The following is a 21,911-nucleotide window of genomic DNA, read 5'->3' on the forward strand; positions in this document are numbered from 1 at the left end:
TAATTCTATATACACTCAATAGTATCATAAAATTTATATATAAAATTTTAAATACCATTATTAAAACATAAAGGGAACTTGTCATTTCTTCTCGAACTTAATCTATGAACATAAGTAGAGGGGGATAACAATAATGTACCAAACAATTGAAGGCTTCTTGCAATCATGGACATACGAAGCAGAGTCTACTCAGAAAATGCTTGATTCATTAACCGATGCATCTTTATCACAAGAAATTGCACCTGGACATTGGACGTTAGGAAGAGTCGCTTGGCATATCGTGACGGCAATTCCTGTTATACTATCTGGCACAGGGCTAAAGTTTGAAGGAGAAACGAAAGATTATCCTGTCCCAACTTCTGCAAAAACAATTGCAGATGAGTACCGTAAAGTGAATGCGGCTTTTGTTGAAGCACTTCAAAGTAAATGGACTAATAAAGATTTAGCAACTATTAATGACTTCTTTGGTCGCCCTATGCCGAATTCTATATTTTTAATGACACTTATTAATCATCAAAATCATCACCGCGGGCAAATGACGGTTTTAATGCGACAAGCCGGCTTAACAGTTCCTGGCGTATATGGCCCCGCAAAAGAAGAATGGGCTGCGGCTGGAATGGAAGCTCCTAAAATGTAACGACAAAAAAGACAAGGTGTTTACACATCTTGTCTTTTTCTGTAACTTGTTTCATGTGAAACTATTTTTTCTAAATGGTTGTTTTATGGAATATATAGGTTAAAATGAATACATATTACGAAGAGGGGTAACCAAATTGAATACAAAAAATAAAAAAATAGCTATGGGAACTATTTTACTAACTTCTATTATTGGAGTTATTAGTGTATCTCTTTATTTCACCTATTATGGTACCCCTTGGGGAAAACAAACAGCAATTACGGAATCAAAAGAGTATATTACAAAATATTTTAATCTAGATGCAGAAGTCAAAAACACTTCTTACGATGCTAAAATGAATAGCTATGCAATCGCCTTTGAAACAAATAAAGACGGAGAGTTTACTATCGAATATAAAAGTCCTAATAACTTTAATATTTCTCCAGAAGTACAAGCGTATTTAAGCAAACACTCCAAATTTACAGAGTAGTAACGAAGCATACATATACAAAAAAGGAGTTAGTATAACACCAACTCCTTTTACGTATTCTTATCATACTGCTATATCTTCCTTCTCTATATTTTTAATGCCGTAATACGCAATCACAACTCCAATTGCTGCGAGTGCTAGTTGAAGGGGAAGAAAAGTTGCTGTAGAAAACTCTGGGTTGCCATTCATTGCAATTGTGACAACGATAAGAGATGAAACAATTGTAGTTGGCACGGAGCGTTTACGCATTCCGAAATATAATGGGATTAAACTCATCCCCGCAGTTGCAATGGCTAAAGGAACTAGTTTTATTCCTTCTTGCATCAATTGATCTACTGTAAATGAATTAGGAAGAATTGAAAAATAGCTATCTATACCAAAGAAAACTCCTACTACTAAAATGTTAGATACAATAACTGTTATAAATGTTACTATCGCTGTAATAGCCAACTTACTAGCCATCATTTTCTTCCGATTAATAGGGTAAGAAAACATAAGTAGTATTGTTTTATTTTTATATTCACCAATTATTAGCCTTGCGATTAATACACTACCAAAAACAATAAACGTTGCTCTTACTATTGTGCTAGCCATTAACAATATCGTCTCTGGATTCCTTATTTCTGCATCACCTTCTACTTGAGCAATGATGCTCACAAAGATCATTAATGCCAGTATAACAATATTTGCAATAATTGCTCTCTTCACGTACCAACCAAGCTTAAACTTTTTCAATTCTAGCTTCATTAAATGTAGCATGATAGTGTCCTCCTTCCTCCTAAGATTTAATCAATATAAATGACTCCTGTTTCACTTAAAATCTTCGCTTCATTTTTTGCATCACCAATCGTTCCTACTTTTATTTTTTCTGTATTTTTATCTTTCTTAAGTCCTTTTAAATCCACTATTACGTCAGCCGAATTACTTTTAGCCATAAGCTTCAATGATGCCGGGACACCTTTATACCGTACGCCAATATCCCCTGATTTTGTTTCTATAAATAATGATTTTCCTTCTGTCATATCTTTCAGCAATACTTCCCCAAATGTTGAAATGATGTTCATATTTGAGTTACTTACATTTGTTATATAGTTATCACCAGTCGTAGACTTTATATTTAATTCTTGTACTGAACTATCTTTTACAACTAACTCTCCACTTTGCGATATGAATTCACCTTTCTCGGCTGATAGTCCTACAATCATTCCATCCCCAGATTTGCCTTTCGTCACGATACTTTTTACTACTATATCTCTTATTTTCACATCACCTGATTTATTATTTAATACAATTTTATCTATTTCTTTCTTCGGAATAGCTATACATATACTATTCTTCTTCCTAAACGTAAAACCATTAAAAAATTTGTTCGCCTCTTGTTTTTGCTTAACCATAATTTTATTTTCATCATTTTCTATTTTGACGGGATCTATCTCTTTATCTGCTTGTTCACCTTGAGCGGAAATTATTATTTTATTAGCGTCTGTACTTTTAAATTCAAGATTCCAGTTTTCATTGTCTACTTCTATTTCTTTTATATTATTTATCTCAAAAGACTTTTCTTTCTTAAAATCTTTCCCCTGAAATATCTTAAAACCAAAAACCGCACTAGCAATTGTAATGAATAATATTGCAATTACTATTATTTTTTTCACTATTCATACCCCAGTTCGTTTTCGTTTTAAGCTTGCTTCACGCCACATCGATCTTGTCGATTTTACGAAACGATAGATAACTAATGAAAATTCCTAATAAACAGAGCACGATTGGGATAGCTATAAAATCAAACATACTTACTTGACCGTTTCCAGGACCATAGTTACCACTAATCAGCAAGCCAATTATTACTGCTGAAGTAATCGTTGTCGGTGTCGATTTCTTTCTCATTCCAAAAAATAAAGGAATTAAACTTATACCAGATATCATAAATGCACTTATAATAGTACCTGGAACCATAGCTATTATTTCACCTATCGTAGCAGGTGTTTCAATCAGTCCCATCATTGGACTCACAAAATATACGAGCAAGCTAATAATGAAAGTCGCGATAATCGTGCTCACAAAACAAAAACAGAAAACAATTGTTAATTTCGCACTCATTAGCATTTTCCTTTGTAGCGGATACATAAATGATAGTTGTATCGTTTTGTTCTTATACTCATCAATTACTAAACGTGATAAAATGACTGAACTAAAAATAATGAATGTTATCCTAATAAAAATATTTACTAAAGCCATGTTCTGTGTGAAGTCAAAGAAGAGCACGTCTCCCTCGGCTTTCATTCCCCATGCCATAAGGCTTACTGCAGCGAAAATTGCTATAATACAAATTGCTACACTTTTAAAGTAACTAGATAATTGATGTTTCTTCCATTCGAGCTTCATTAATTTAAACATATAAACCACGCCTCCATTCTTTATATACCTGTCTCTACGCTGCTAACATTCTAATTCCAGCAGTAACGAAGCTTAACATTCCTATCACTAGTAGGATTAACAACCATTTCCGCTCTGGTTTTCTATAATATAAAATTCCACTTACTAGCATTACGATAAATCCACTTACCAGGTTCAGCCACAGTCCATTAAGCATGAATGCCCTCTCCATCCATTACATTTAAGAAATATTCTTCTAAGGAACTATGTTTCTTATTAATACTTTCAATTTCCACATCGTTCATAATAAGTGCTTTGGAAATGGCTTGCTGTGTCACCGCCACTTCATAAACCCGAATCATGTTTCCACTCATTATTTTGTAGTTTTTTATACCAAGTTTATCTTCTAAAATATAAGCTGCACGCTTCACATCAGGAACAGTAATTTCAATGTACTCTGTTTGTTTTCCGTTAATACTCTTCATTGAAACTTCTTTTATTAGTTTTCCATTTTGAATGACACCAATTGTATCCGCCATTAATTCCATCTCACCTAAAATATGGCTAGAAACTAATAATGTAATGCCATATTCTTTGCAGAGCATTTTAAATAAGTCTCTTAATTCTTTAATACCAATTGGATCTAAACCGTTAATGGGTTCATCTAAAATGAGTAATTCTGGCTTTGTTACGATTGCCCTTGCAATACCGAGTCGTTGTTTCATTCCTAATGAAAAATCTTTTACTTTTTTATTATCTATACCTTGCAGCTTCACTAAATGTAAAGCATGGTCAATTTCATTTTTATCGTAATAGCCCATATATTCACAATGTAATTCTAAGTTTTCTTTCGCCGTTAATTTATCATAAAAGATTGGATATTCAATAATCGTCCCCATTCTCTTTAATACTTCATAAGATGTATCTGTTAACTTCTCACCGAAAATTTCAATCTCACCGCTCGTCGGTTTTATTAAATTTGTAATCATTTTCATAATCGTTGTTTTACCAGCACCGTTTGGTCCTAAAAAACCGTAAATTTCTCCTTTTTTCACATGCATGTTAACACCGGAAATAACTTCTTTCCCTTTAAACACTTTCGTTAACTGATTTGTTTTTAATATATATGTCATGTTACTTTCCCCTTTCGCAATACTCTATATTTCTATAATAGACAACGGAAATCTCTTTTTTCTTACCCGTTTCTTACAAATTCCTTACGCTGAAAAAAAGCTTGTAGAATCTACTGCTCTACAAGCTAAAACTGTATCTTTGTTAATACAATTGTAAAAATTGTTTTTTCATACGGTTTACTAGAAAGATGGATTTTTCCATCCATCGCTTCCACCAGTCTTTTCGTAATCGTTAACCCTAAACCGCTTCCTTGGTACAATCTATTTCTCGAATCTTCAAGTGTGTACATACGCTCAAACACTTTATCAATATGAGATTCATCAATCCCTTTTCCTGTATCCCATACGTCTATATACACATTCGTTTCATCATCTCTTAACGTCATACCCAGTATCTTTCCATCGTCTCCATATGTAATTGCATTTGATATTAAATTGTTCAATACCCTACCTAATACTTCTACATTTCCAAGTGCATATATATTTCTTTCTGGTATATCAATATGAACTTGAAACCCTTTCGCCGTCACTAAATCATAAAAAGATAAAATCTTCTCACGACAAACTTCATTCATATTTACTTTTGTCATCTCGATTGCCTTGTCACCAGATTCTAGTTTTGCTAAATCAAAAAACTTATGAATCAGTTCCATTACTTCTAGTGTTTTCACATGCACCTTTTCAAGTAATATTTGCTGTTCTTCTTTATTCATCGTTTTATCCTTATTTAACATTTCTGTATATCCAAGAATAACTGTTAGTGGCGTCTTTAAATCATGTGAAATATTTGAAAGCATTTTTCTCATCGAAATTTCTACTTTTGCATGATCTGCATTCGTTTTCTGTTTTGCATCTAATAATTGATTAATTGCCACTAATAATTTTTGCAATTCTAGATCATCTGTCATAACGAGTAGCGTCTCGCCCGTTTGTAAATTTACAATATTTTCTAATTTTTCATATGTGTATCGTAAATTTTTACTACTATTTTTTCTCATTTTATATTGTATGTAAATGACACATAACAATATAAAAATAATACTTATTAACAAATTGACCATATTACATCACTTCCAACTTATAGCCGATACCCCATAACGTTTTAATATATTCTGGATTAGATGGATCACTTTCGATTTTCTCACGCAACCTTCTCATATGAACATTAATAACGTTATCGTCACCGTAATACTCTTCGTTCCAAATTAGTGTATATATTTGTGCTTTTGTAAATACACGATTTTGATTTTTTACAAACAATTTTAGAATCTCAAATTCTTTTAAAGTAAGTTTGAGAGGCTTCCCGTTTTTTTCCACAGTAAAATTAATTGGATCAATCGTTAAATCACCAATTTGAATCATCTTTTCTGTTGTTTCTGTAGCCGAATATTTCGTAGATCTTCGAATACCTGCCTTTACACGTGCAGCTAATTCAATCATAGAAAATGGCTTACAAATGTAATCATCTGCTCCAAGTCCTAATCCAACAGCTTTATCAACATCTGTATCTTTTGCCGACATCATTAAAATCGGAACAGCACTTTTTTCTCGAATGATTCGTACAACCTCTAAGCCATCTAGCTTCGGCATCATAATGTCGAGGATAATCAAATCAAATGAACCTTTTAAATATGTGTTCACGCCTTCTTCTCCATCAGACGCAATTGTTACTTGAAAGCCCTCTTTTATCAAATACTTTTCCACCATCTCTTGAATTGAGAGATCATCTTCAACTAATAAAATATGATGTGACATATGTCTATCCCCTTTTTACAAACGTTAACAACTCAATTGTATCGTAACTACTACAGACTTGAAACAAATATATGAATTTTCAAACCAACTTCCCTTCCTTCCTTAACAATGATATGATGAAATTCACTACGATTGTTCATAATTAACTTTATATAAAGGAGACTTATCATGTCAGAAAACAAAAAAGTAAGCTTAGCTGATTTAATGCGCGAACAACTTGCTAAGAAAAAGCAAGGAAATGGAAATGGTCAAAATGCAAAAAATCAAAGCCAAGAAACGAAAAAATTACAAAACCAACAAACAAAGAAAACAAACAACCAACGTAGACGTACAGGTGTGTAAATGAACGGACAAAAACGTTCTAATATCGCGCCCGGTCTTGAAGTTGATATTGTATTAAAACAAGATCAACGAACAGGCAAATTAACACGTGGAATTGTAAAAGATATTTTAACAAACTCCCCTTCCCATCCGCATGGCATTAAAGTGCGATTGCAGGACGGACAAGTCGGTAGAGTACAAAATATCGTTCAATAAGAAAAGGAGCTCAAGTAAACTCGAGCTCCTTTTCTTTATTAACCTTTAATTTTCTCGATGAAAACTACTTTTAAGTAGTCTCCTTCTTTAAATTGATCAATGGTACGGAAATCTTCTGGTAAAGAATGTTCTTCTAATATTTTATATTTGCCATTCATTTCTTTAAAGGCTGTATCGATAAAGCCTTTAAACTTTTTCATATCGAATGCGCTACAATTTGTAGAAGCAACGATAATACCGTTATTTTCTGTAATAGCAATTGTTTCTTTTAATAAATTTTTATAATCTTTTGCTGCACTAAATGTATATTTTTTTGAGCGGGCGAAGCTTGGAGGATCAAGTACGACCATATCAAATTTCATCTTTTTCTTAGCTGCATATTTGAAGTAAAGAAATACATCTTCTACAATAATATCTTGTGCTTCATAATCAACTTCATTTACACTAAACTGCTCAATCGTTTTACTTAAACTACGATTTGCAAGGTCAACACTCGTCGTTTTACTTGCTCCGCCAAGCGCTGCAAATACAGAGAAAGCACCTGTATAAGAGAACATATTTAACACTGTTCTTCCCTTTGCATATTTATCACGAATTTGTTTTCGAACGTTACGTTGATCTAAAAATACACCAACCATTGCCCCATCATTTAAATAAACCGCAAAGTTCACACCGTTCTCTTTTACGATAAGTGGGAACTCGCCGCGCTCTCCTGCTACGAAATCATCACCCTCAATATATTTCCCTTTCGTATCAAAACGCTTTTTCTCATAAATACCTTTAAAGTTTGCTACTTTTTGAAGAGCGGCTATAATCTCATCTCTGAAAGTGTAAATCCCTTCACTATACCAACTTACTACGTAGTAGCCATCATAATAATCGATAATTAGTCCTCCAAGACCATCACCTTCACCATTCACCACACGGAATGCTGTCGTATCACTTGATTTATAAAATTGCTTTCGTTTATGTAGGGCAGATTTGATTTTACTTTCAAAGAAAGATTGATTAATTTGTTCACTCTCTTTTCTCGTTAAAATCCAGCCGTATCCTTTATTTTGCTTTCCATAATAACCTTTTCCGACAAAGTTGTTCTTCTCATCTACTACTTTGATGATTGTTCCTTCTTCACGAACATCATTTAAATTTTGAATCGCATCTTTTAAAATAAGCGGATATCCACTTTTAATTTCTTTTATAAATTTCGGTTTTATTTTTACAGTTACTTCTAATCGCATATAATAACTTCCTTTCCATTTGCATGCTTTCTCTACAGGAAGCATTTGAAAAACGAGACTGAAAAAACAGCCTCGTTTCACTATACCATATTATTGCTTTGCTAGTACAACTAGCTCATTCTCGCACTTAACCGCCACATATTTACTATGTTTTGAAATGAAAATCTCACTGTCCAAAATAATAGAAAAAAACTTATATATTTCACATTTACCATTGACAATGATAATGATTTTCATTATCATTTGATGTATATGAGTTCTTGAAAATATAGCTACATTTATAGGAGGAATAAACATGATTATTGTTACAAATACAGCTAAAATTACAAAGGGAAATGGGCATAAATTAATTGAGCGTTTTAATAAAGTAGGTAAAGTTGAAACGATGCCAGGCTTTTTAGGTCTAGAAGTTCTTTTAACACAAAATACAGTTGATTATGATGAAGTAACAATTAGCACTCGCTGGAATGCAAAAGAAGATTTCCAAGGTTGGACAAAGAGCGCTGCATTTAAAGATGCTCACTCACATCAAGGCGGAATGCCAGAATATATTCTTGATAATAAAATTGCTTACTATGATGTAAAAGTTGTACGTATGCCAATGGCTGCAGCACAGTAAGAACAGTCCTTTTTTAAAGTATAGAATATGAGAAGCGTTATCTATCACTTCTCATATTCTATACTTTTTTCTTTAATTTCTTTTTACTAATTTTGCGTGTACAACTAGCCTTCCAGCCTCTGGATCAAGAGCATAATCACAAGTAGAAAGTGTTACGATTTCATCATTAGCCGTCAATTCCGTATCCGTTTTGTACAGTGATTTTTCTTGAATTTCCTTTAAGAACGATGCATATGCCGCATCATTTCCAAAATCCGTTTCAATGTAATAAAAGTCCGTTGTTGTCGTGTATACTGAAAAAACTTCAACGTCGTATCCTTCAAATAATGTATCGTAATATAATTTACGATGAGACATAAAAAAGTCTTCATCCAACATTTTTTTTAAACTACCAAACATAGAACCATCTTTCATACGATGGCCATATAAAATCGTATTTCGATTTTGAGATTTCACATCATTACGATGGTCCATAAAAATGCTTCCCGCTCTCATATCTTCACCTTTATAATTACGAAATAAATAGTAATCATTATCTTTTGCTTGAACGATTGGATAATTAATTTGTGTATCATCCATCGTAATCCATCCGACTATCTCTGGATTAATTTTCTGGAGATCCTGAAACTGTTTACGTACCTCTCCATTTTCTGATTTTTCTTCCATTGGACTTCTTTTATAAATATGTTGTGCCTCAGCCATTACTTTACGATTTTCATAATAATCCATGAAAATCCCGCCCAACTCATACATTGAATAGAAAAAGATTCCTAAAAACACAATTGTAAGTATGCGTTGAAAAAAAGAATTCTTTTTCCGTCCTTTCTTACTATTCAAATTATCACCTCAAAACGGATTATGCTCAGCCTTTAGATTCCCATAGGTACCATGTACAATCCGGTATCTTCATCCTGCTTTACAATGACATCTACACCATATATTGCTTTAACCATTTCTTCTGTTATTACATCATTAGGAATACCTTTCGTAATGATTTCTCCATCTTTCATAACGATAATATGGTCGCTATAACGAATGGCTTGATTAATATCATGTAATACCATTACAATCGTTAGTCCATGCACTTCATTTAACTCTTTCACTAACTCTAATATTTCTAACTGATAGTAAATATCTAAATATGTGGTCGGCTCATCTAAGAAGAGCATTGGTGTATTTTGAGCTAATGTCATCGCGATCCAAACTCGCTGCCTCTCTCCACCAGATAAAGCATAAATTGGCTTATCACGCTTACTTTGTAAATTCGTACATACTAGTGCACGCTCAATCGCTTCTCTATCTTCATCTGTTTGCGGAGAGAATATATTTTTATATGGCATACGCCCGAAGCTTATTAGCTTTTCCACTGTAATATCTGCTGGAGCCTCATTTTGTTGATGGACAACTGCTAGCTTTCTAGCAAACTCTTTCGGTTTATATTCACCAATCGCTTTCCCATCAAGTATTACTTCTCCACTGCTAGGAGCGTGGTTTCTAGACATGACACTAAGTAATGTTGATTTCCCACATCCATTCGGTCCAATGATTGTTGTAATTTTCCCAATTTCTATTTCACTACTAACAGACTTTAAACGATTTGTTACGTTATCGTATGAAAAGGTTACATTTTTAATTTCCATGAACTTTATCACTCTTTCTAAGCAAAAATATTAAGAATGGACCACCAATAACCGCCATAATTGTTGCTGCTGGAATTTCGTTAGGTGGCACAATTAACCTTCCAATTGTATCTGCCGTCAAAATTAATAACGCCCCTGCAAGCGCAGAAAATGGAATTAATACTTTATGGTCTGAACCGACTAATTGTCTTGAAATATGCGGAACTAGTAATCCTACAAAAGCAATAACACCTGCAATCGCTGTTGATACTGCCGCTAAGAGTACTGCAATGGCAGAAATAATAAGACGAACTCTCGTCACGTGCAAGCCTAAGTTTTTCGCAGTCTTATCTTGTAGCGATAATAAGTTACACCAAGCTCCTACGAACAGAGCAAGAATAAGACCAATCGTTCCATAAGTCACCATTATTTCTACATCGCCCCACGTCTTCATTGTTATATTAGAAGTCGTCGTTTGCTTAATACTCTTAATAAAATACCCACAAATCGTAACGAATGATTCATTTAATCCAGTAAACATTGCATTAATGGCAATACCAATTAAAATAATGCGAAGCGGGCTTAATCCTGATTTCCATGAAAACGAATACACGAGATAACATGCAAGCGCACCACCTAAAAAGGCGAATACGGGTGTCCAGAAAAAGAATTGCGGAAACAACGTAATAATAACGAGTGTCATAAAACTTGCTCCTGAAGATATACCGATTACCCCAGCATCGGCGAGTGGATTTTTCATAACAGCTTGAAAAAGCACACCTGAAACAGCGAGAGCCGCTCCAGTGAACAACGCAATAATAATACGCGGGAAACGTAAATCTTTAATGACTTCAACATCTTCATTTCCACCTGTAAATATCCCTTGTACAAGTTCAACAATACCTACTTCTAAACTCCCTTTCATCGCTGACAATGATGTCATAACAATAAGCAATGCAGTAACAATGAGGAAACTCCAAGTTTTTTTATTCATTCTACTCTTCCTTTATATTAAAATGCATCACGGATACATCATTTTTTTCAATTCATCTAACGCTTCAATTGCTGCTAAATTGCCTGTCGTTCCAAATAAACACTCTTCTAAATCGTAAACACGGTTATTTTTAACCGCAGCAAAGTGTTTCCAAATATCATTTGTTTTAAATTCTTTATCAAACATTTTTACAACTTCATCAGGCATACCATGAGCTGCTCGTAAAATAATATCTGGATCAGCTTTCTTTAAATACTCTGTATTAGAAGCTAAATATTCTACTTGTTCATCTTGCACAATATTTTTACCACCTAGTTGTTTCACTAAATCTCCAATATAAGAATGCTCTGTTGCTACTAAATAACTTCCCGGCACACCTAATAAAATAAGTACTGTCGGTTCTTTCTTTCCTTTTACTTCTTTTTGAATGCTAGCAACCTTTTTATCTAATTTAGTTACTACTGCTTCGGCCTGTTTTTCACGCCCATATTTCTTACCTAAATGGCTAATAGAACTTTGCATATTTTTCAAACTCGTTAAATCTAAAAAGTTTGCTTTCATACCCACACCATCAAAAACTGGCTTTAATTCATATTCAAGTGTTGTCACAGATAACACTTCTGAAGGCTTTAATGACTTTACCTTTTCCATATCTGGACTCATTGGATTCCCAACTTCAGGTAAACCTTTATATCGCTTCGGTAAAGTTTTAGAGCTTGTTGGAACGCCAACTAAATCTACTTCTAACGCATCCATAATTTCAGTAACAGCCACTGTTGTTGCAACAACGCGCTCTTTACTCTCACTCTTTACCTGCTTTGCTGTTTCTTTTTTTGGTGATGAGCACCCAGCTATACTCATTAACAAAATGATAGCCATTAGTACACTTGCAATTTTCTTCACTCTCAATCACCACTCCTTTCCATACAATATGAAACAAGTCTTGATGCACGCGAATATGCATCAAGACTCCAAAAATTACAATCTACCTGCTCTATATTTACGAACTAGTAAAGCAAGTGAACCTAGCAGTAACACCATATATAAACCAAGTTGTGCTGTATCTGCAGTTTTTGAGTTTTTCTCTTTTTTCGAATCATTTTTTGTATCTTCTTTTTTCTTCTGACCATCTGCATTTCGGTTAAAATCAGGAGTACCTACTGTTTTTACATTATCTACTTTCGGTGTAGTCACTGGATTTTTCGGTTCATTTTTCGGTTCCTCTTTAAGAGTTCCTAACGCGCCAATATTATTTGTATCAAATTGAATTTGCACATCGTAGAAATGATGGTAGTTCATCTCATCGATGTCTACCTTTACTTTTGCGTTTAATTTTTTAAATAGATCTTCTACTTCAAACTGTACTACTCGCGTATTTACATTTTTATCTTCGCTTACTACTTTCGCATCAGCGAATAGTTCATTGTTTTCCGTTTGGAATTTCGTAATCCACGCACTATTTTTCAGCGTCATCTCAATATATTTTTTACCATCTTTTACGATTAATTTCGCTGGATTTACAACATAGTCATTCATCTTTGAAATCTCATCTGTTTTATCTTTTAATACTTTAAATGTAATATCATATTGGCCATCTACTAAATTTTTCGGATCAACTATTACTTTCGGGTTATTATTTCCACCTTGGTTGTTGTTTCCGCCTTGGTTGTTGTTTCCGCCTTGGTTGTTGTTTCCGCCTTGGTTGTCGTTTCCGCCTTGGTTGTTGTTTCCGCCTTGGTTGTCGTTTCCGCCTTGGTTCCCTAAGGCTTTAATACTGTCTTGATCAAATACAAATTGAACATCATAAAAATGGTGATAATTCATTGAATCAATATCTACTTTTACTTTTGCATTTAATTTTTTAGACAAATCGTTTACTTCTACTTCTACTACTCTTGTATTTTGTTCTTTATTTTCACTTAACACTTTTGCATTAACGAAAGAACCATTTTTCTCAAATTCAAATTTCGTAATCCATGTACTATTTGTTAATGTAAACGATACGTATTTCTTACCATCTTTTACTTTTAATACACCTGGGCTTTTTGTGTATGTGTTCATCATTGAGATTTCATCTGTTTGATCTTTTAACACTTTAAAGCCAATTCTGTATTCACCATCTTTAAGAGCTTTTGGATCAATTGTTGTGCTATTATCTTGGTTATCATTTCCACCTTGGTTGTTGTTTTCACCTTGGTTGTTGTTTCCACCTTGGTTGTTGTTTTCACCTTGGTTGTTGTTTCCACCTTGGTTGTTGTTTTCACCTTGGTTGTTGTTTCCACCTTGGTTGTTGTTTTCACCTTGGTTATCTAACGACTTAATGCTACCTTTATCAAATGCAAATTGAATATCGTAAAAATGGTGATAATTCATTGAATCGATATCTACTTTTACTTTTGCATTTAACTTTTTCGATAAATCTGGTACTTCTACTTCCACTACGCGTGTATCAGTTTTTTTATCTTCACTTATTACATTTGCATCAACAAACGAACTATTTTTCTCAAATTCAAATTTTGTAATCCAAGAACTGTTCGTTAACGTAAATGATACATACTTCTTACCATCTTTTACTTTTAGCACACCTGGACTTTTTGTATATGTGTTCATCATTGAAATTTCGTCTGTTTGATCTTTTAATGCCTTAAAATTGATGCTGTATTCACCATCTTTAATTGTTTCAGCATCTGGTTTTTTATTTTCATCTGGTTTTTCTACTTCTGGTTTTTCTACTTCCGGTTTTTCTACTTCTGGTTTTTCTGCTTCCGGTTTTTCTGCCTCCGGTTTTTCTACTTCTGGTTGTTTCTCTTCATTTTTAATTTGTTCAAGTTTATCTTGTTCAAATAAAAGTTGTACATCATGCATTTGCTTATAATTTCTTGATGCCATTTCGATAAATACTTTTGTATTTAGTTTTTTAGATAAATCGTTTACTTCAAACTCTACTACTCTTGTATCTTTTTCCTTATCCTCACTCACTACTTTTGCATCAACAAATGCGCCATCTTTTTCCGTTTGGAAATTTTTAATTAATGAGCTACTTTTTAGTGTTACAATTGCTTTTTTCTTACCGTTTTCTACTTTTAATACTCCTGGATTTACCATGTAACTATTCATCTTAGATTCTTCATCTGTTTGATCTTTTAACACTTTAAATGGAATGCTGTACGCACCATCTGTAATTGTGTTAGAATTTGGTTGTTGATCTGGGTCAGGCTTTTGGTCGGGCTTCTGACCTGGATCGGTAGTTTCATTTGGATCTGGCTTATTAGCTGGGTCCTCTTTTTCATTTGGTTTTTCTACATGAATTGGTGTAATGCTATTTTGATCAAATGCAATACGAACGTCGTACTCATGATGATAATTTAAAAAATCAATATCTACTTTTACTTTTGCATTTAATACCTTCTCTACATCTTCTACATCAAATTCTACTACTCTTGTATCTTTTTCTTTATCTTCACTAATTACATTTGTCGCAACTAGCTTACCTGCTTTTTCTGTTTCAAATTTCGTAATCCATGAACTATTTGTTAATGTAAAGGATACTTTCTTTTTCCCATCCTTCACTTTTAAAGTTCCCGGACTTACTGAATATTGATTCATCATCGATTCTTCATCTGATGTATCTTTTAAAACTTTGAAGCCAATTGAATATTCACCGTCAGCCAACTTGGTAGCTGCTTGAACTGCAAGTGGTTGTAATGTTGATACGAATGTAAATATCATTAAAAACATAGCAACAATAATTTTTGTATACCTGTTCAATGGAACGACTCTCCCTTTTGAAAATTATTTAATACTGTTCCCATCAAATACAAAGCGAATATCATACGAAGCATTATAATTAATAATTGGAATATTAATTTTCACCTTGCCATTTAGTTTTTTTGACAAGTCAGCAACTTCAAATTCTACAACTCTAGTATTATCTTTTTTGTTTTCACTTAACACGGTTGTTTCTACAAATTGACCATCTTTTTCTACTTGGAAACTTTTAATAGAAGCACTATCTTTCACTTTAAATGAAACATATTGTTTTCCATTTTTAACTGTTAATGTTGCTGGGCTTTCAAAATAACTATTCATTCTAGACGATTCATCTTTATCGCCTTTCCATACAGTAAAAGCAATATTATATTTTCCATCAGCTAGTTTTGTAGCAGCCTTTGCATCTTGTAAACCTAGTGTTGCGATAAATGTAAATAAAACAGCAAATACGGCAATAATCATTTTAAATTGTTTAAACATATATTCATCACCCTTCAAAAGATTTATTTACTCAATTTCACTTTACGAATTAAGAAAGCACCTGAAATAAGAATTAACGCTGCAAACAATCCAATACGTGCTTCATCGCCTGTTTTTGGGTTATCTGTTTTTTCAGCTTTTCCATTTTCATTTTTTGTTTCTTTATTCACTTCTTTAGCTGTTTCCTTACTCTCTACTTTTGTTTTCTCTTCTTTTACTTGTGTATCTGTTTTCGCTTGATCATTATTTTTTGTTGTAGCAGCTACGCCATTATCGCCACCTACAGCTTTTACATTTGCATCAAAAGCAAAACGAATTGTGTAGTGGTGGTCATAGTTTGCACTTGGTACAACAACATGAATTTTTACAGCTGCCGGTTTGGATAAATCATCTACTTTAAACTCTACTGTTCTTTTATCTGCCGATTCATCTTTACTAACAACTTTCGCATCAACAAAATTTCCGTTCTCTGGTGCTTTAAATTCTGTAATCCAAGCACTATGATTCATCGGAACTTGTACTCTCATCTCACCGTTTTTCACTATTAATTTTGCCGGCTTTTCAAAATAGTCATTTGCCATTGAAGCTGAATCATTTTCCGCTTTTTGAATTACGTAATTAATATCGTAAGTACCATCAGCTAGTTTTGCTGAAGCATTCCCGTATGGCATTACAAGAAAAGCTAGCATACATACGAACGTTATAATAAAAGCGGGTAATACAGAAACCTTTTTCATTTTTCTTGTTTCCTCCTTGGTTATCTTTCATTTCACTTTTTCTGAAAATGATAATTATTCTCAATTCACAAGAAAAAAATAATCTCTTCTACCTATTATTTAATTAGCATTCTTTTATGTAACATAAGCGTTATTGATTATCATTCTCATTCGATATTAAAAATAATATCTCACCCTATTCCTTATACGAAGGCATAGAAACTGAGAAAAAATTATAAAACGTATTTATTGATTATCATTCTCAATGTAAGTCGAAAAAATAAACTTTCTCTTCTCCTCTTCTCCTCTTTCACCTCTTCCCATAACAACACTATAGTTATAGAAACCCCGTTTCCCTCACTTCCCTTCCAATATTTCCACAACTAAGTCAATCTTAGCCTACTCATAAATTTTTTGTCAACTATATTACGTATAAAATTTTTAATATCTAAATTTCTCTATATGCGGCTTTTTTTACAAAAAAAGAGACTTTCTATTATAGAAAGCCTCTTTTCTCTATTTTTCTACAGCAATTTCCTGCTTTCGAAACTTAGAAACTATATAACCAAATCCTATACCGATTATGCCTGGAACTAACCAACCAATCCCTACACTATATAATGGAATCTTATCTAAAATAGGTGCTAGCGCTGCAATTTGAAGGTTTGCATTGTGTAACCCATCAAAGAAACTTATTGCAAATGCTCCTACAATCCCGCCCACATACATCGCTAATGGAAGACGAACGTAGTTTTCAACAAGTGATAATACGATAAGTACGATTCCAATTGGATAAATTGCGATTAAGATTGGTAATGCTAATGCATTTAACTGAGTTAACCCAAGGTTTGCTACCATAAATGCTAATACACAGAAAATGAAAACGACTTTTTGATAAGAAAGCTTTGGTAATAAAGAAGAGAAGTAATCACCACAAGCTGCAACAATACCTACAGAAGTTGTTAAACATGCTGCTGTAATTGCGATCCCTAGTAATAAAGTTCCGTAGCTACCAAATAAATGATTCACGACATTTGTTAAAATAATTCCTCCGTTTGCGCCCATTCCAAGTGACACACTAGAAGCTCCAAGATAAGCAAGTGCTAAATACACAAGTAGTAGACCAAGCGCTGCAATAAATCCTGCAAAGATTGTTACTTTTGCAATACTGTTTTTATTTGTAATGCCTTTTTCTTTTAACGCATGAATTACAACATTTCCGAATACCAGTGCTGCAAGTCCATCTAAAGTTAAATATCCATCAATAAATCCTTTGAAGAGAGGAGCACTATACGCTTCTGTCGGTGCACCAAATTCTCCAATTGGTGTAATAAGTGCTTTACCTACGATAATTGCAATAACAGCTAATAATATTGGAGTTAGCACTTTACCAATACGACCCACTAATTTCGAAGGATTTAAAGCTAAATAGAAAGTGACTGCAAAGAAAATAAGTGTAAAGATAACAAGTGGATATGACTGACCAGCTATCTCACTTGGTAAAAACGGTGCAATACTCATCTCATAAGCTACTGTTCCTGTACGCGGCACACTTACGAATACGCCTAAACATAAATAAATTGCAGTGATAAAAACAAGTGCGAATATAGGATGTACACGTCCTGCTAGCTCATTAATATCTCCCTTTAAAGCTATAACAATTACTCCTAATAAAGGTAGTCCAACGCCTGTTACGATAAAACCAAACAACGCAATCCATACGTCTGTTCCAGCGCCTTGTCCTAACGCTGGTGGAAAAATCATATTACCCGCACCAAAAAACAGTGCAAATAACATTAAACTTATTGCAAACATCTCTGAAAACTTTAAAGATGATTTCATTTCTACTAACCTCCTAAAATAATAAATTAACAAAATATTCTGAATTAAAATCCGTCACATATCCTCTTTCAAGCATACTTCCCCGTAAAAGAACGCAAAAAACACCCGTCCCTAATAAAGGGACGAGTGTTGAAATCGTGGTTCCACCCTTATTCTAATAAAATGAATTTATAACGAAATAAGCTCATTTTATAGCTCGTGTAAATTGATAACGGTTTTATCCGCCAAGAATTACAATGCATCATGTATGCAGTTCACTCTTGAAGTTTAGAGGTGGTAAGCTTGTCTTTTCGTATTAGGAAGCTCACAGCCTAAGGCTTCCCTCTCTGAGAATCGTAAAATACAACTCATGTCCTCATCATTACTTTTATAAAATATCTTGTCGAAACTTGTTGTTTTTTATTATATGGGCTATTTTTTAAAAAATCAATAGTTTTATTTTTTCTGACAAAAAAATATAGGGAGAAAATTTTTCCTCCCTATAACTGCCCTATTAAAATTTCTAACTCTTCAGCTGTAACGCTCCGCCACTTTCCAACTTCAAGCTCATTTAGCTCTATATTCATAATGCGTACTCGCTTTAGCTTTATTACAGTAAATCCGAAAGCACGACTCATTCTACGAATTTGCCTGTTCATTCCTTGCGTTAAAACGATACGAAATGTTGATTGATCGACTCTTGTCACTTTGCACGGCTTCGTCATTCCATCTTTAATCTTTACACCGCGGGACATCTCATCAATAAACCAGTCCGTAAAAGGTTTATCGACTGTGACAACATATTCTTTCTCGTGCTCATGATCACCATGTAAAATTTGATTCGCAATGCCGCCGTCATTCGTTAATAAAATAAGTCCTTCTGATGCTTTATCTAATCGCCCAACTGGAAAGATTCGCTCTGGGTAATTGATATAATCAATAATATTATCTTCAATATGATCGGCTGCTGTACAAGTAATTCCGACTGGTTTATGAAATGCGATATACACTTTTTCTTTCTCTTCTTTTACAATAACTTGCCCATCAATCGTTACCCTATCACCATCGCTTACGAGTGCACCGTGCGTACATATTTCGCCGTTAATAGCCACGCGTCCAGCTTTAATGAGACGATCTGTTTCACGTCTGGAGCATAATTTTGCTTCGCTTATGTATTGGTTGATTTTCATGTTCTATTCCTTTTCACATATATTAAAAGCGTCAATCTATGGCAATATCATTCTGCCACGATTGACGCTTTTTCACTTCGCAAAAACAACTAAATAAATAACCCCAATCACCAAAAATATTCCACAACAAGCTAACAATACTTTTGCAAGTTTGTCCATAAACATATAATGGTTTCCCCTTTGTTTCGTTGTTTTCTATTTTAATTCGACAACTGTTACGCCTAGGCCTCCCTCGCCCATGTCACCGTAACGGAAGGTTTTTACACCGCGATGCTTCTTCAAGTAATCTTGTACACCTTGGCGAAGTGCTCCTGTCCCTTTACCGTGAATGATTGATACGCGAGGATAGCTTGCAAGCTGGGCATCGTCTAAGTATTTCTCAACGCGCGCCATTGCATTTTCAAATCGTTCACCACGAAGATCAAGTTCTAATGAAACGTGATAGTCTCTACCTTTTACCGTTGCAACTGCTTTTTTCTCTGTTTGCTTCGGTGTGTTAATGTATTCCATATTAGATTCTTTCACTTTCATCTTCAGAATACCGATTTGTACGCTCCACTCTGTATCGCTTACTTTTTCAAGTAGTTGACCTTTTTGACCGAACGTTAATACTTTCACTTCATCACCTGCACGTAACTGTTGTTTCGGTGCAGTGTTTTTCACATTTACTTTTTGTTTCTTAACAAGCTCTGGCGCTGCGCCTTCTAGACGACTCTTCGCTTCAATTAGCTCGTGGTCTTTCACATTTGCAAGCTGTGCTTTACGCAATTGACGAAGTTCTTGAATAATACCTTCTGCTTCTTTCTTCGCAGCTTCGACTTTTTCTTCCCCTTCTTTTTGCGCTTTTAATAATCGTTCGTCGCGATCTTCGTTAAATTCAATAATTTGACGTTGTAACTCACGATGAAGTTTCTCAGATTGTTTGCGAAGCGCTTCTGCTTCGTTCCAGTCACGCTCTGCGTTCTTCTGGCTTTCTTCTAACTTCGCAATCATATTTTCAATTTTATTCGTATCTGTACTAATGTGGTTACGTGCTTGGTCAATAACGCGATCAGATAATCCAAGACGTTTCGAAATTTCAAAGGCATTACTACGTCCTGGTACACCGATTAATAATTTATACGTTGGGCTTAACGTGTTCACATCAAACTCAACACTCGCATTAATAACTTGCTCACGGTTATATCCGTATGCTTTTAATTCTGGATAATGCGTCGTTGCAACAACGCGAGCACCGCGATTACATACTTCATCTAAAATTGAAATGGCAAGTGCAGCCCCTTCTTGCGGGTCTGTTCCAGCACCTAATTCATCGAATAAAACTAAACTTTCAAAATCAGCTTTTTCTAAAATATCAACGATGTTCACCATATGTGAGGAGAACGTACTTAAACTTTGTTCAATCGATTGCTCATCACCGATATCAGCAAAGATATTTTTGAATACACAAATCTCTGACTCATCCATTACTGGAATGTGAAGGCCAGATTGCGCCATTAACACACAAATACCAACTGTTTTCAGCGTAACTGTTTTACCACCTGTATTCGGTCCTGTAATAACAATTGTCGTGAAATCTTTACCTAACATAATGTTATTTGGCACGATTATTTCTGGATCGATAAGCGGATGGCGTGCTTGTCTTAAGTCCATGTAACGCTCGTTATTTACAATCGGCTTTGTCGCTTTAATTCGCTTCGCATAAAAAGCTTTCGCAAAGATGAAATCAAGATTTGCAACTACTTCTACGTTTGATAAAACGATATCGGCTTCTACTGCTACTTCTTCTGTTAACATCAATAAGATGCGTTCAATTTCTTGTTTTTCTTTCACACGTGCTTCTTGTAGTGCATTATTTAATTCTACAATTACTTGTGGTTCAATAAATAACGTTTGTCCAGAAGCAGATTGATCGTGAACAATACCGCCATATACGCCGCGATATTCTTGCTTTACTGGGATTACGTAACGTTCGTTACGAATCGTTACAATCGAATCAGACAGCATCTTTTGCGCGTTTGAAGAGCGCGTCATATTTTCTAACTTTTCACGAATACGGCTTTCCGCAGTACGAATTTGAGTACGAATACCACGCAGTTTATCACTTGCGCTATCGACTACTTCACCGCCGTCACCGATGCAATTTGTAATTTTCTTTTCTAAATCATATAAAGATACAATTTGAGCGACGTGAGTTTCTAAAATCGGAAGCTCGACACCGTTATCAGCCATATCTTCAATGAAACGTTTCATATTACGACTACCATACATCGTATTCGCAATATCAAGTAATTCATTTGGACTTAACATACTCCCAATTTTTGCACGCTTCACATTTGAGCGAATATCCGTAATACCACCTAATGGTGCACTACCTTTTAAACGAATAACTTTCGCTGCTTCATCCGTTGTATCTTGCATTTCTACAATTTCTTCAAAATCAGTGCTCGGCACTAAATGCTTCACTTTGTCACGACCAAGTGAAGATGCTGTATGTTCAAGTAATTGTTCTTTTACTTTATTGTATTCTAATACACGCAACGTTCTTTCTAACAT

The 21,911-nt window shown here is 34.3% G+C and carries 23 protein-coding genes and 1 other annotated feature; of the genes, 5 read left to right on the plus strand and 18 right to left on the minus strand.

The annotated features are described in order from the left end of the window. The first annotated feature begins 133 nt into the window (after positions 1–133). Both GD442_RS22230 and GD442_RS22235 read left to right on the plus strand, forming a co-directional pair. Positions 134–637, plus strand: coding sequence for a DinB family protein (locus tag GD442_RS22230; protein WP_000284980.1), 504 nt, complete (start codon positions 134–136; stop codon positions 635–637). A 136-nt stretch (positions 638–773) separates the two neighbouring features. Further along, positions 774–1,106 (plus strand): YfjL-like protein, encoded by a 333-nt coding sequence (locus tag GD442_RS22235; RefSeq protein WP_001093296.1) that lies wholly within the window; start codon positions 774–776, stop codon positions 1,104–1,106. A 63-nt stretch (positions 1,107–1,169) separates the two neighbouring features. On the opposite strand, the gene GD442_RS22240 is transcribed toward GD442_RS22235, so the two are convergent. From GD442_RS22240 to GD442_RS22265, 7 genes are all read right to left on the minus strand, one after another. Beyond that, positions 1,170–1,865 (minus strand): ABC transporter permease, encoded by a 696-nt coding sequence (locus tag GD442_RS22240; RefSeq protein ID WP_000902926.1) that lies wholly within the window; start codon positions 1,863–1,865, stop codon positions 1,170–1,172. 26 nt (positions 1,866–1,891) lie between these two features. Beyond that, entirely contained in the window at positions 1,892–2,761 is an 870-nt protein-coding gene (locus GD442_RS22245; RefSeq protein ID WP_000720987.1) for a DUF4097 family beta strand repeat-containing protein, read from the minus strand. Positions 2,762–2,798: 37 nt separating this feature from the next. Beyond that, positions 2,799–3,503: an ABC transporter permease gene (locus GD442_RS22250; protein WP_000475552.1), complete on the minus strand. Its 705-nt coding sequence runs from the start codon at positions 3,501–3,503 to the stop codon at positions 2,799–2,801. Positions 3,504–3,537: 34 nt separating this feature from the next. After that, positions 3,538–3,699, minus strand: coding sequence for a hypothetical protein (locus tag GD442_RS27885; RefSeq protein ID WP_000931817.1), 162 nt, complete (start codon positions 3,697–3,699; stop codon positions 3,538–3,540). Further along, positions 3,692–4,615 (minus strand): ABC transporter ATP-binding protein, encoded by a 924-nt coding sequence (locus tag GD442_RS22255; protein ID WP_000221069.1) that lies wholly within the window; start codon positions 4,613–4,615, stop codon positions 3,692–3,694. Before GD442_RS22255 ends, GD442_RS27885 begins: the two co-directional genes overlap by 8 nt. A gap of 125 nt (positions 4,616–4,740) precedes the next feature. Then, positions 4,741–5,676 (minus strand): HAMP domain-containing histidine kinase, encoded by a 936-nt coding sequence (locus tag GD442_RS22260; RefSeq protein ID WP_000247684.1) that lies wholly within the window; start codon positions 5,674–5,676, stop codon positions 4,741–4,743. A gap of 1 nt (position 5,677) precedes the next feature. Continuing rightward, on the minus strand, positions 5,678–6,370 hold the full coding sequence (locus GD442_RS22265; RefSeq protein WP_000018056.1) for a response regulator transcription factor: 693 nt from the start codon (positions 6,368–6,370) through the stop codon (positions 5,678–5,680). Positions 6,371–6,538: 168 nt separating this feature from the next. Here GD442_RS22265 and GD442_RS27890 point away from each other — a divergent pair, with 168 nt between their 5' ends. Further along, on the plus strand, positions 6,539–6,712 hold the full coding sequence (locus tag GD442_RS27890; protein ID WP_001293578.1) for a hypothetical protein: 174 nt from the start codon (positions 6,539–6,541) through the stop codon (positions 6,710–6,712). Next, positions 6,713–6,907, plus strand: coding sequence for a YwbE family protein (locus GD442_RS22270; RefSeq protein WP_001014310.1), 195 nt, complete (start codon positions 6,713–6,715; stop codon positions 6,905–6,907). It begins immediately after the preceding gene. Positions 6,908–6,945: 38 nt separating this feature from the next. Here GD442_RS22270 and GD442_RS22275 read toward each other — a convergent pair whose 3' ends face one another. Then, positions 6,946–8,145 (minus strand): class I SAM-dependent rRNA methyltransferase, encoded by a 1,200-nt coding sequence (locus GD442_RS22275; protein WP_001235507.1) that lies wholly within the window; start codon positions 8,143–8,145, stop codon positions 6,946–6,948. Positions 8,146–8,440: 295 nt separating this feature from the next. Here GD442_RS22275 and isdG point away from each other — a divergent pair, with 295 nt between their 5' ends. Then, the gene (gene isdG / locus GD442_RS22280) at positions 8,441–8,764 is read left to right on the plus strand and encodes a heme oxygenase (RefSeq protein WP_000587818.1); all 324 of its coding nucleotides are present in this window, start codon (positions 8,441–8,443) and stop codon (positions 8,762–8,764) included. A 72-nt stretch (positions 8,765–8,836) separates the two neighbouring features. On the opposite strand, the gene srtB is transcribed toward isdG, so the two are convergent. The 10 genes from srtB to GD442_RS22330 all read right to left on the minus strand — a co-directional run bounded on the left by srtB (position 8,837) and on the right by GD442_RS22330 (position 21,911). Next, positions 8,837–9,601, minus strand: coding sequence for a class B sortase (srtB, locus tag GD442_RS22285; RefSeq protein ID WP_001086126.1), 765 nt, complete (start codon positions 9,599–9,601; stop codon positions 8,837–8,839). 32 nt (positions 9,602–9,633) lie between these two features. After that, positions 9,634–10,404 (minus strand): ABC transporter ATP-binding protein, encoded by a 771-nt coding sequence (locus tag GD442_RS22290; RefSeq protein WP_000403758.1) that lies wholly within the window; start codon positions 10,402–10,404, stop codon positions 9,634–9,636. Beyond that, the gene (locus GD442_RS22295) at positions 10,394–11,377 is read right to left on the minus strand and encodes a FecCD family ABC transporter permease (RefSeq protein WP_001036848.1); all 984 of its coding nucleotides are present in this window, start codon (positions 11,375–11,377) and stop codon (positions 10,394–10,396) included. The genes GD442_RS22290 and GD442_RS22295 overlap by 11 nt, the downstream gene beginning before the upstream one ends. Positions 11,378–11,404: 27 nt before the next feature. Next, positions 11,405–12,286, minus strand: a complete 882-nt coding sequence (gene isdE / locus GD442_RS22300; protein ID WP_159365206.1) for a heme ABC transporter substrate-binding protein IsdE — start codon at positions 12,284–12,286, stop codon at positions 11,405–11,407. A gap of 69 nt (positions 12,287–12,355) precedes the next feature. Next, positions 12,356–15,145 (minus strand): NEAT domain-containing protein, encoded by a 2,790-nt coding sequence (locus tag GD442_RS22305; RefSeq protein WP_086407796.1) that lies wholly within the window; start codon positions 15,143–15,145, stop codon positions 12,356–12,358. A gap of 24 nt (positions 15,146–15,169) precedes the next feature. Continuing rightward, on the minus strand, positions 15,170–15,628 hold the full coding sequence (locus GD442_RS22310; RefSeq protein ID WP_000476164.1) for an NEAT domain-containing protein: 459 nt from the start codon (positions 15,626–15,628) through the stop codon (positions 15,170–15,172). 23 nt (positions 15,629–15,651) lie between these two features. Further along, the gene (isdC, locus tag GD442_RS22315) at positions 15,652–16,365 is read right to left on the minus strand and encodes a heme uptake protein IsdC (protein ID WP_000757953.1); all 714 of its coding nucleotides are present in this window, start codon (positions 16,363–16,365) and stop codon (positions 15,652–15,654) included. Between the two features lie 495 nt (positions 16,366–16,860). Continuing rightward, a complete protein-coding gene (brnQ6, locus tag GD442_RS22320) occupies positions 16,861–18,186 on the minus strand; it encodes a branched-chain amino acid transport system II carrier protein BrnQ6 (protein WP_000842636.1) in 1,326 nt (441 codons plus the stop codon). 115 nt (positions 18,187–18,301) lie between these two features. Then, positions 18,302–18,557 (minus strand) — a binding site (T-box leader). Between the two features lie 108 nt (positions 18,558–18,665). Further along, a complete protein-coding gene (locus GD442_RS22325) occupies positions 18,666–19,355 on the minus strand; it encodes a 23S rRNA pseudouridine(2604) synthase RluF (RefSeq protein WP_000700716.1) in 690 nt (229 codons plus the stop codon). 195 nt (positions 19,356–19,550) lie between these two features. Next, complete coding sequence (locus GD442_RS22330) at positions 19,551–21,911, minus strand: endonuclease MutS2 (protein WP_000893713.1); 2,361 nt, start codon at positions 21,909–21,911, stop codon at positions 19,551–19,553.

The organism is Bacillus sp. A260 (genome assembly GCF_009861435.1).
GTDB classification, from domain to species: Bacteria; Bacillota; Bacilli; order Bacillales; family Bacillaceae_G; genus Bacillus_A; species Bacillus_A cereus.

What these genes read in the sequence shown, in the direction of transcription:
- GD442_RS22290 (WP_000403758.1), bottom strand. Translation starts at nt 10,404, where the DNA reads ATGGAAATTAAAAATGTAACCTTTTCATACGATAACGTAACAAATCGT.
- isdC (WP_000757953.1), bottom strand. Translation starts at nt 16,365, where the DNA reads ATGAAAAAGGTTTCTGTATTACCCGCTTTTATTATAACGTTCGTATGT.
- GD442_RS22295 (WP_001036848.1), bottom strand. Translation starts at nt 11,377, where the DNA reads ATGAATAAAAAAACTTGGAGTTTCCTCATTGTTACTGCATTGCTTATT.
- GD442_RS22260 (WP_000247684.1), bottom strand. Translation starts at nt 5,676, where the DNA reads ATGGTCAATTTGTTAATAAGTATTATTTTTATATTGTTATGTGTCATT.
- GD442_RS22240 (WP_000902926.1), bottom strand. Translation starts at nt 1,865, where the DNA reads ATGCTACATTTAATGAAGCTAGAATTGAAAAAGTTTAAGCTTGGTTGG.
- isdG (WP_000587818.1), top strand. Translation starts at nt 8,441, where the DNA reads ATGATTATTGTTACAAATACAGCTAAAATTACAAAGGGAAATGGGCAT.
- GD442_RS22230 (WP_000284980.1), top strand. Translation starts at nt 134, where the DNA reads ATGTACCAAACAATTGAAGGCTTCTTGCAATCATGGACATACGAAGCA.
- GD442_RS22250 (WP_000475552.1), bottom strand. Translation starts at nt 3,503, where the DNA reads ATGTTTAAATTAATGAAGCTCGAATGGAAGAAACATCAATTATCTAGT.
- GD442_RS22310 (WP_000476164.1), bottom strand. Translation starts at nt 15,628, where the DNA reads ATGTTTAAACAATTTAAAATGATTATTGCCGTATTTGCTGTTTTATTT.
- GD442_RS22275 (WP_001235507.1), bottom strand. Translation starts at nt 8,145, where the DNA reads ATGCGATTAGAAGTAACTGTAAAAATAAAACCGAAATTTATAAAAGAA.
- brnQ6 (WP_000842636.1), bottom strand. Translation starts at nt 18,186, where the DNA reads ATGAAATCATCTTTAAAGTTTTCAGAGATGTTTGCAATAAGTTTAATG.
- GD442_RS27890 (WP_001293578.1), top strand. Translation starts at nt 6,539, where the DNA reads ATGTCAGAAAACAAAAAAGTAAGCTTAGCTGATTTAATGCGCGAACAA.
- GD442_RS27885 (WP_000931817.1), bottom strand. Translation starts at nt 3,699, where the DNA reads ATGCTTAATGGACTGTGGCTGAACCTGGTAAGTGGATTTATCGTAATG.
- GD442_RS22325 (WP_000700716.1), bottom strand. Translation starts at nt 19,355, where the DNA reads ATGAAAATCAACCAATACATAAGCGAAGCAAAATTATGCTCCAGACGT.
- GD442_RS22265 (WP_000018056.1), bottom strand. Translation starts at nt 6,370, where the DNA reads ATGTCACATCATATTTTATTAGTTGAAGATGATCTCTCAATTCAAGAG.
- GD442_RS22270 (WP_001014310.1), top strand. Translation starts at nt 6,713, where the DNA reads ATGAACGGACAAAAACGTTCTAATATCGCGCCCGGTCTTGAAGTTGAT.
- GD442_RS22255 (WP_000221069.1), bottom strand. Translation starts at nt 4,615, where the DNA reads ATGACATATATATTAAAAACAAATCAGTTAACGAAAGTGTTTAAAGGG.
- GD442_RS22330 (WP_000893713.1), bottom strand. Translation starts at nt 21,911, where the DNA reads ATGTTAGAAAGAACGTTGCGTGTATTAGAATACAATAAAGTAAAAGAA.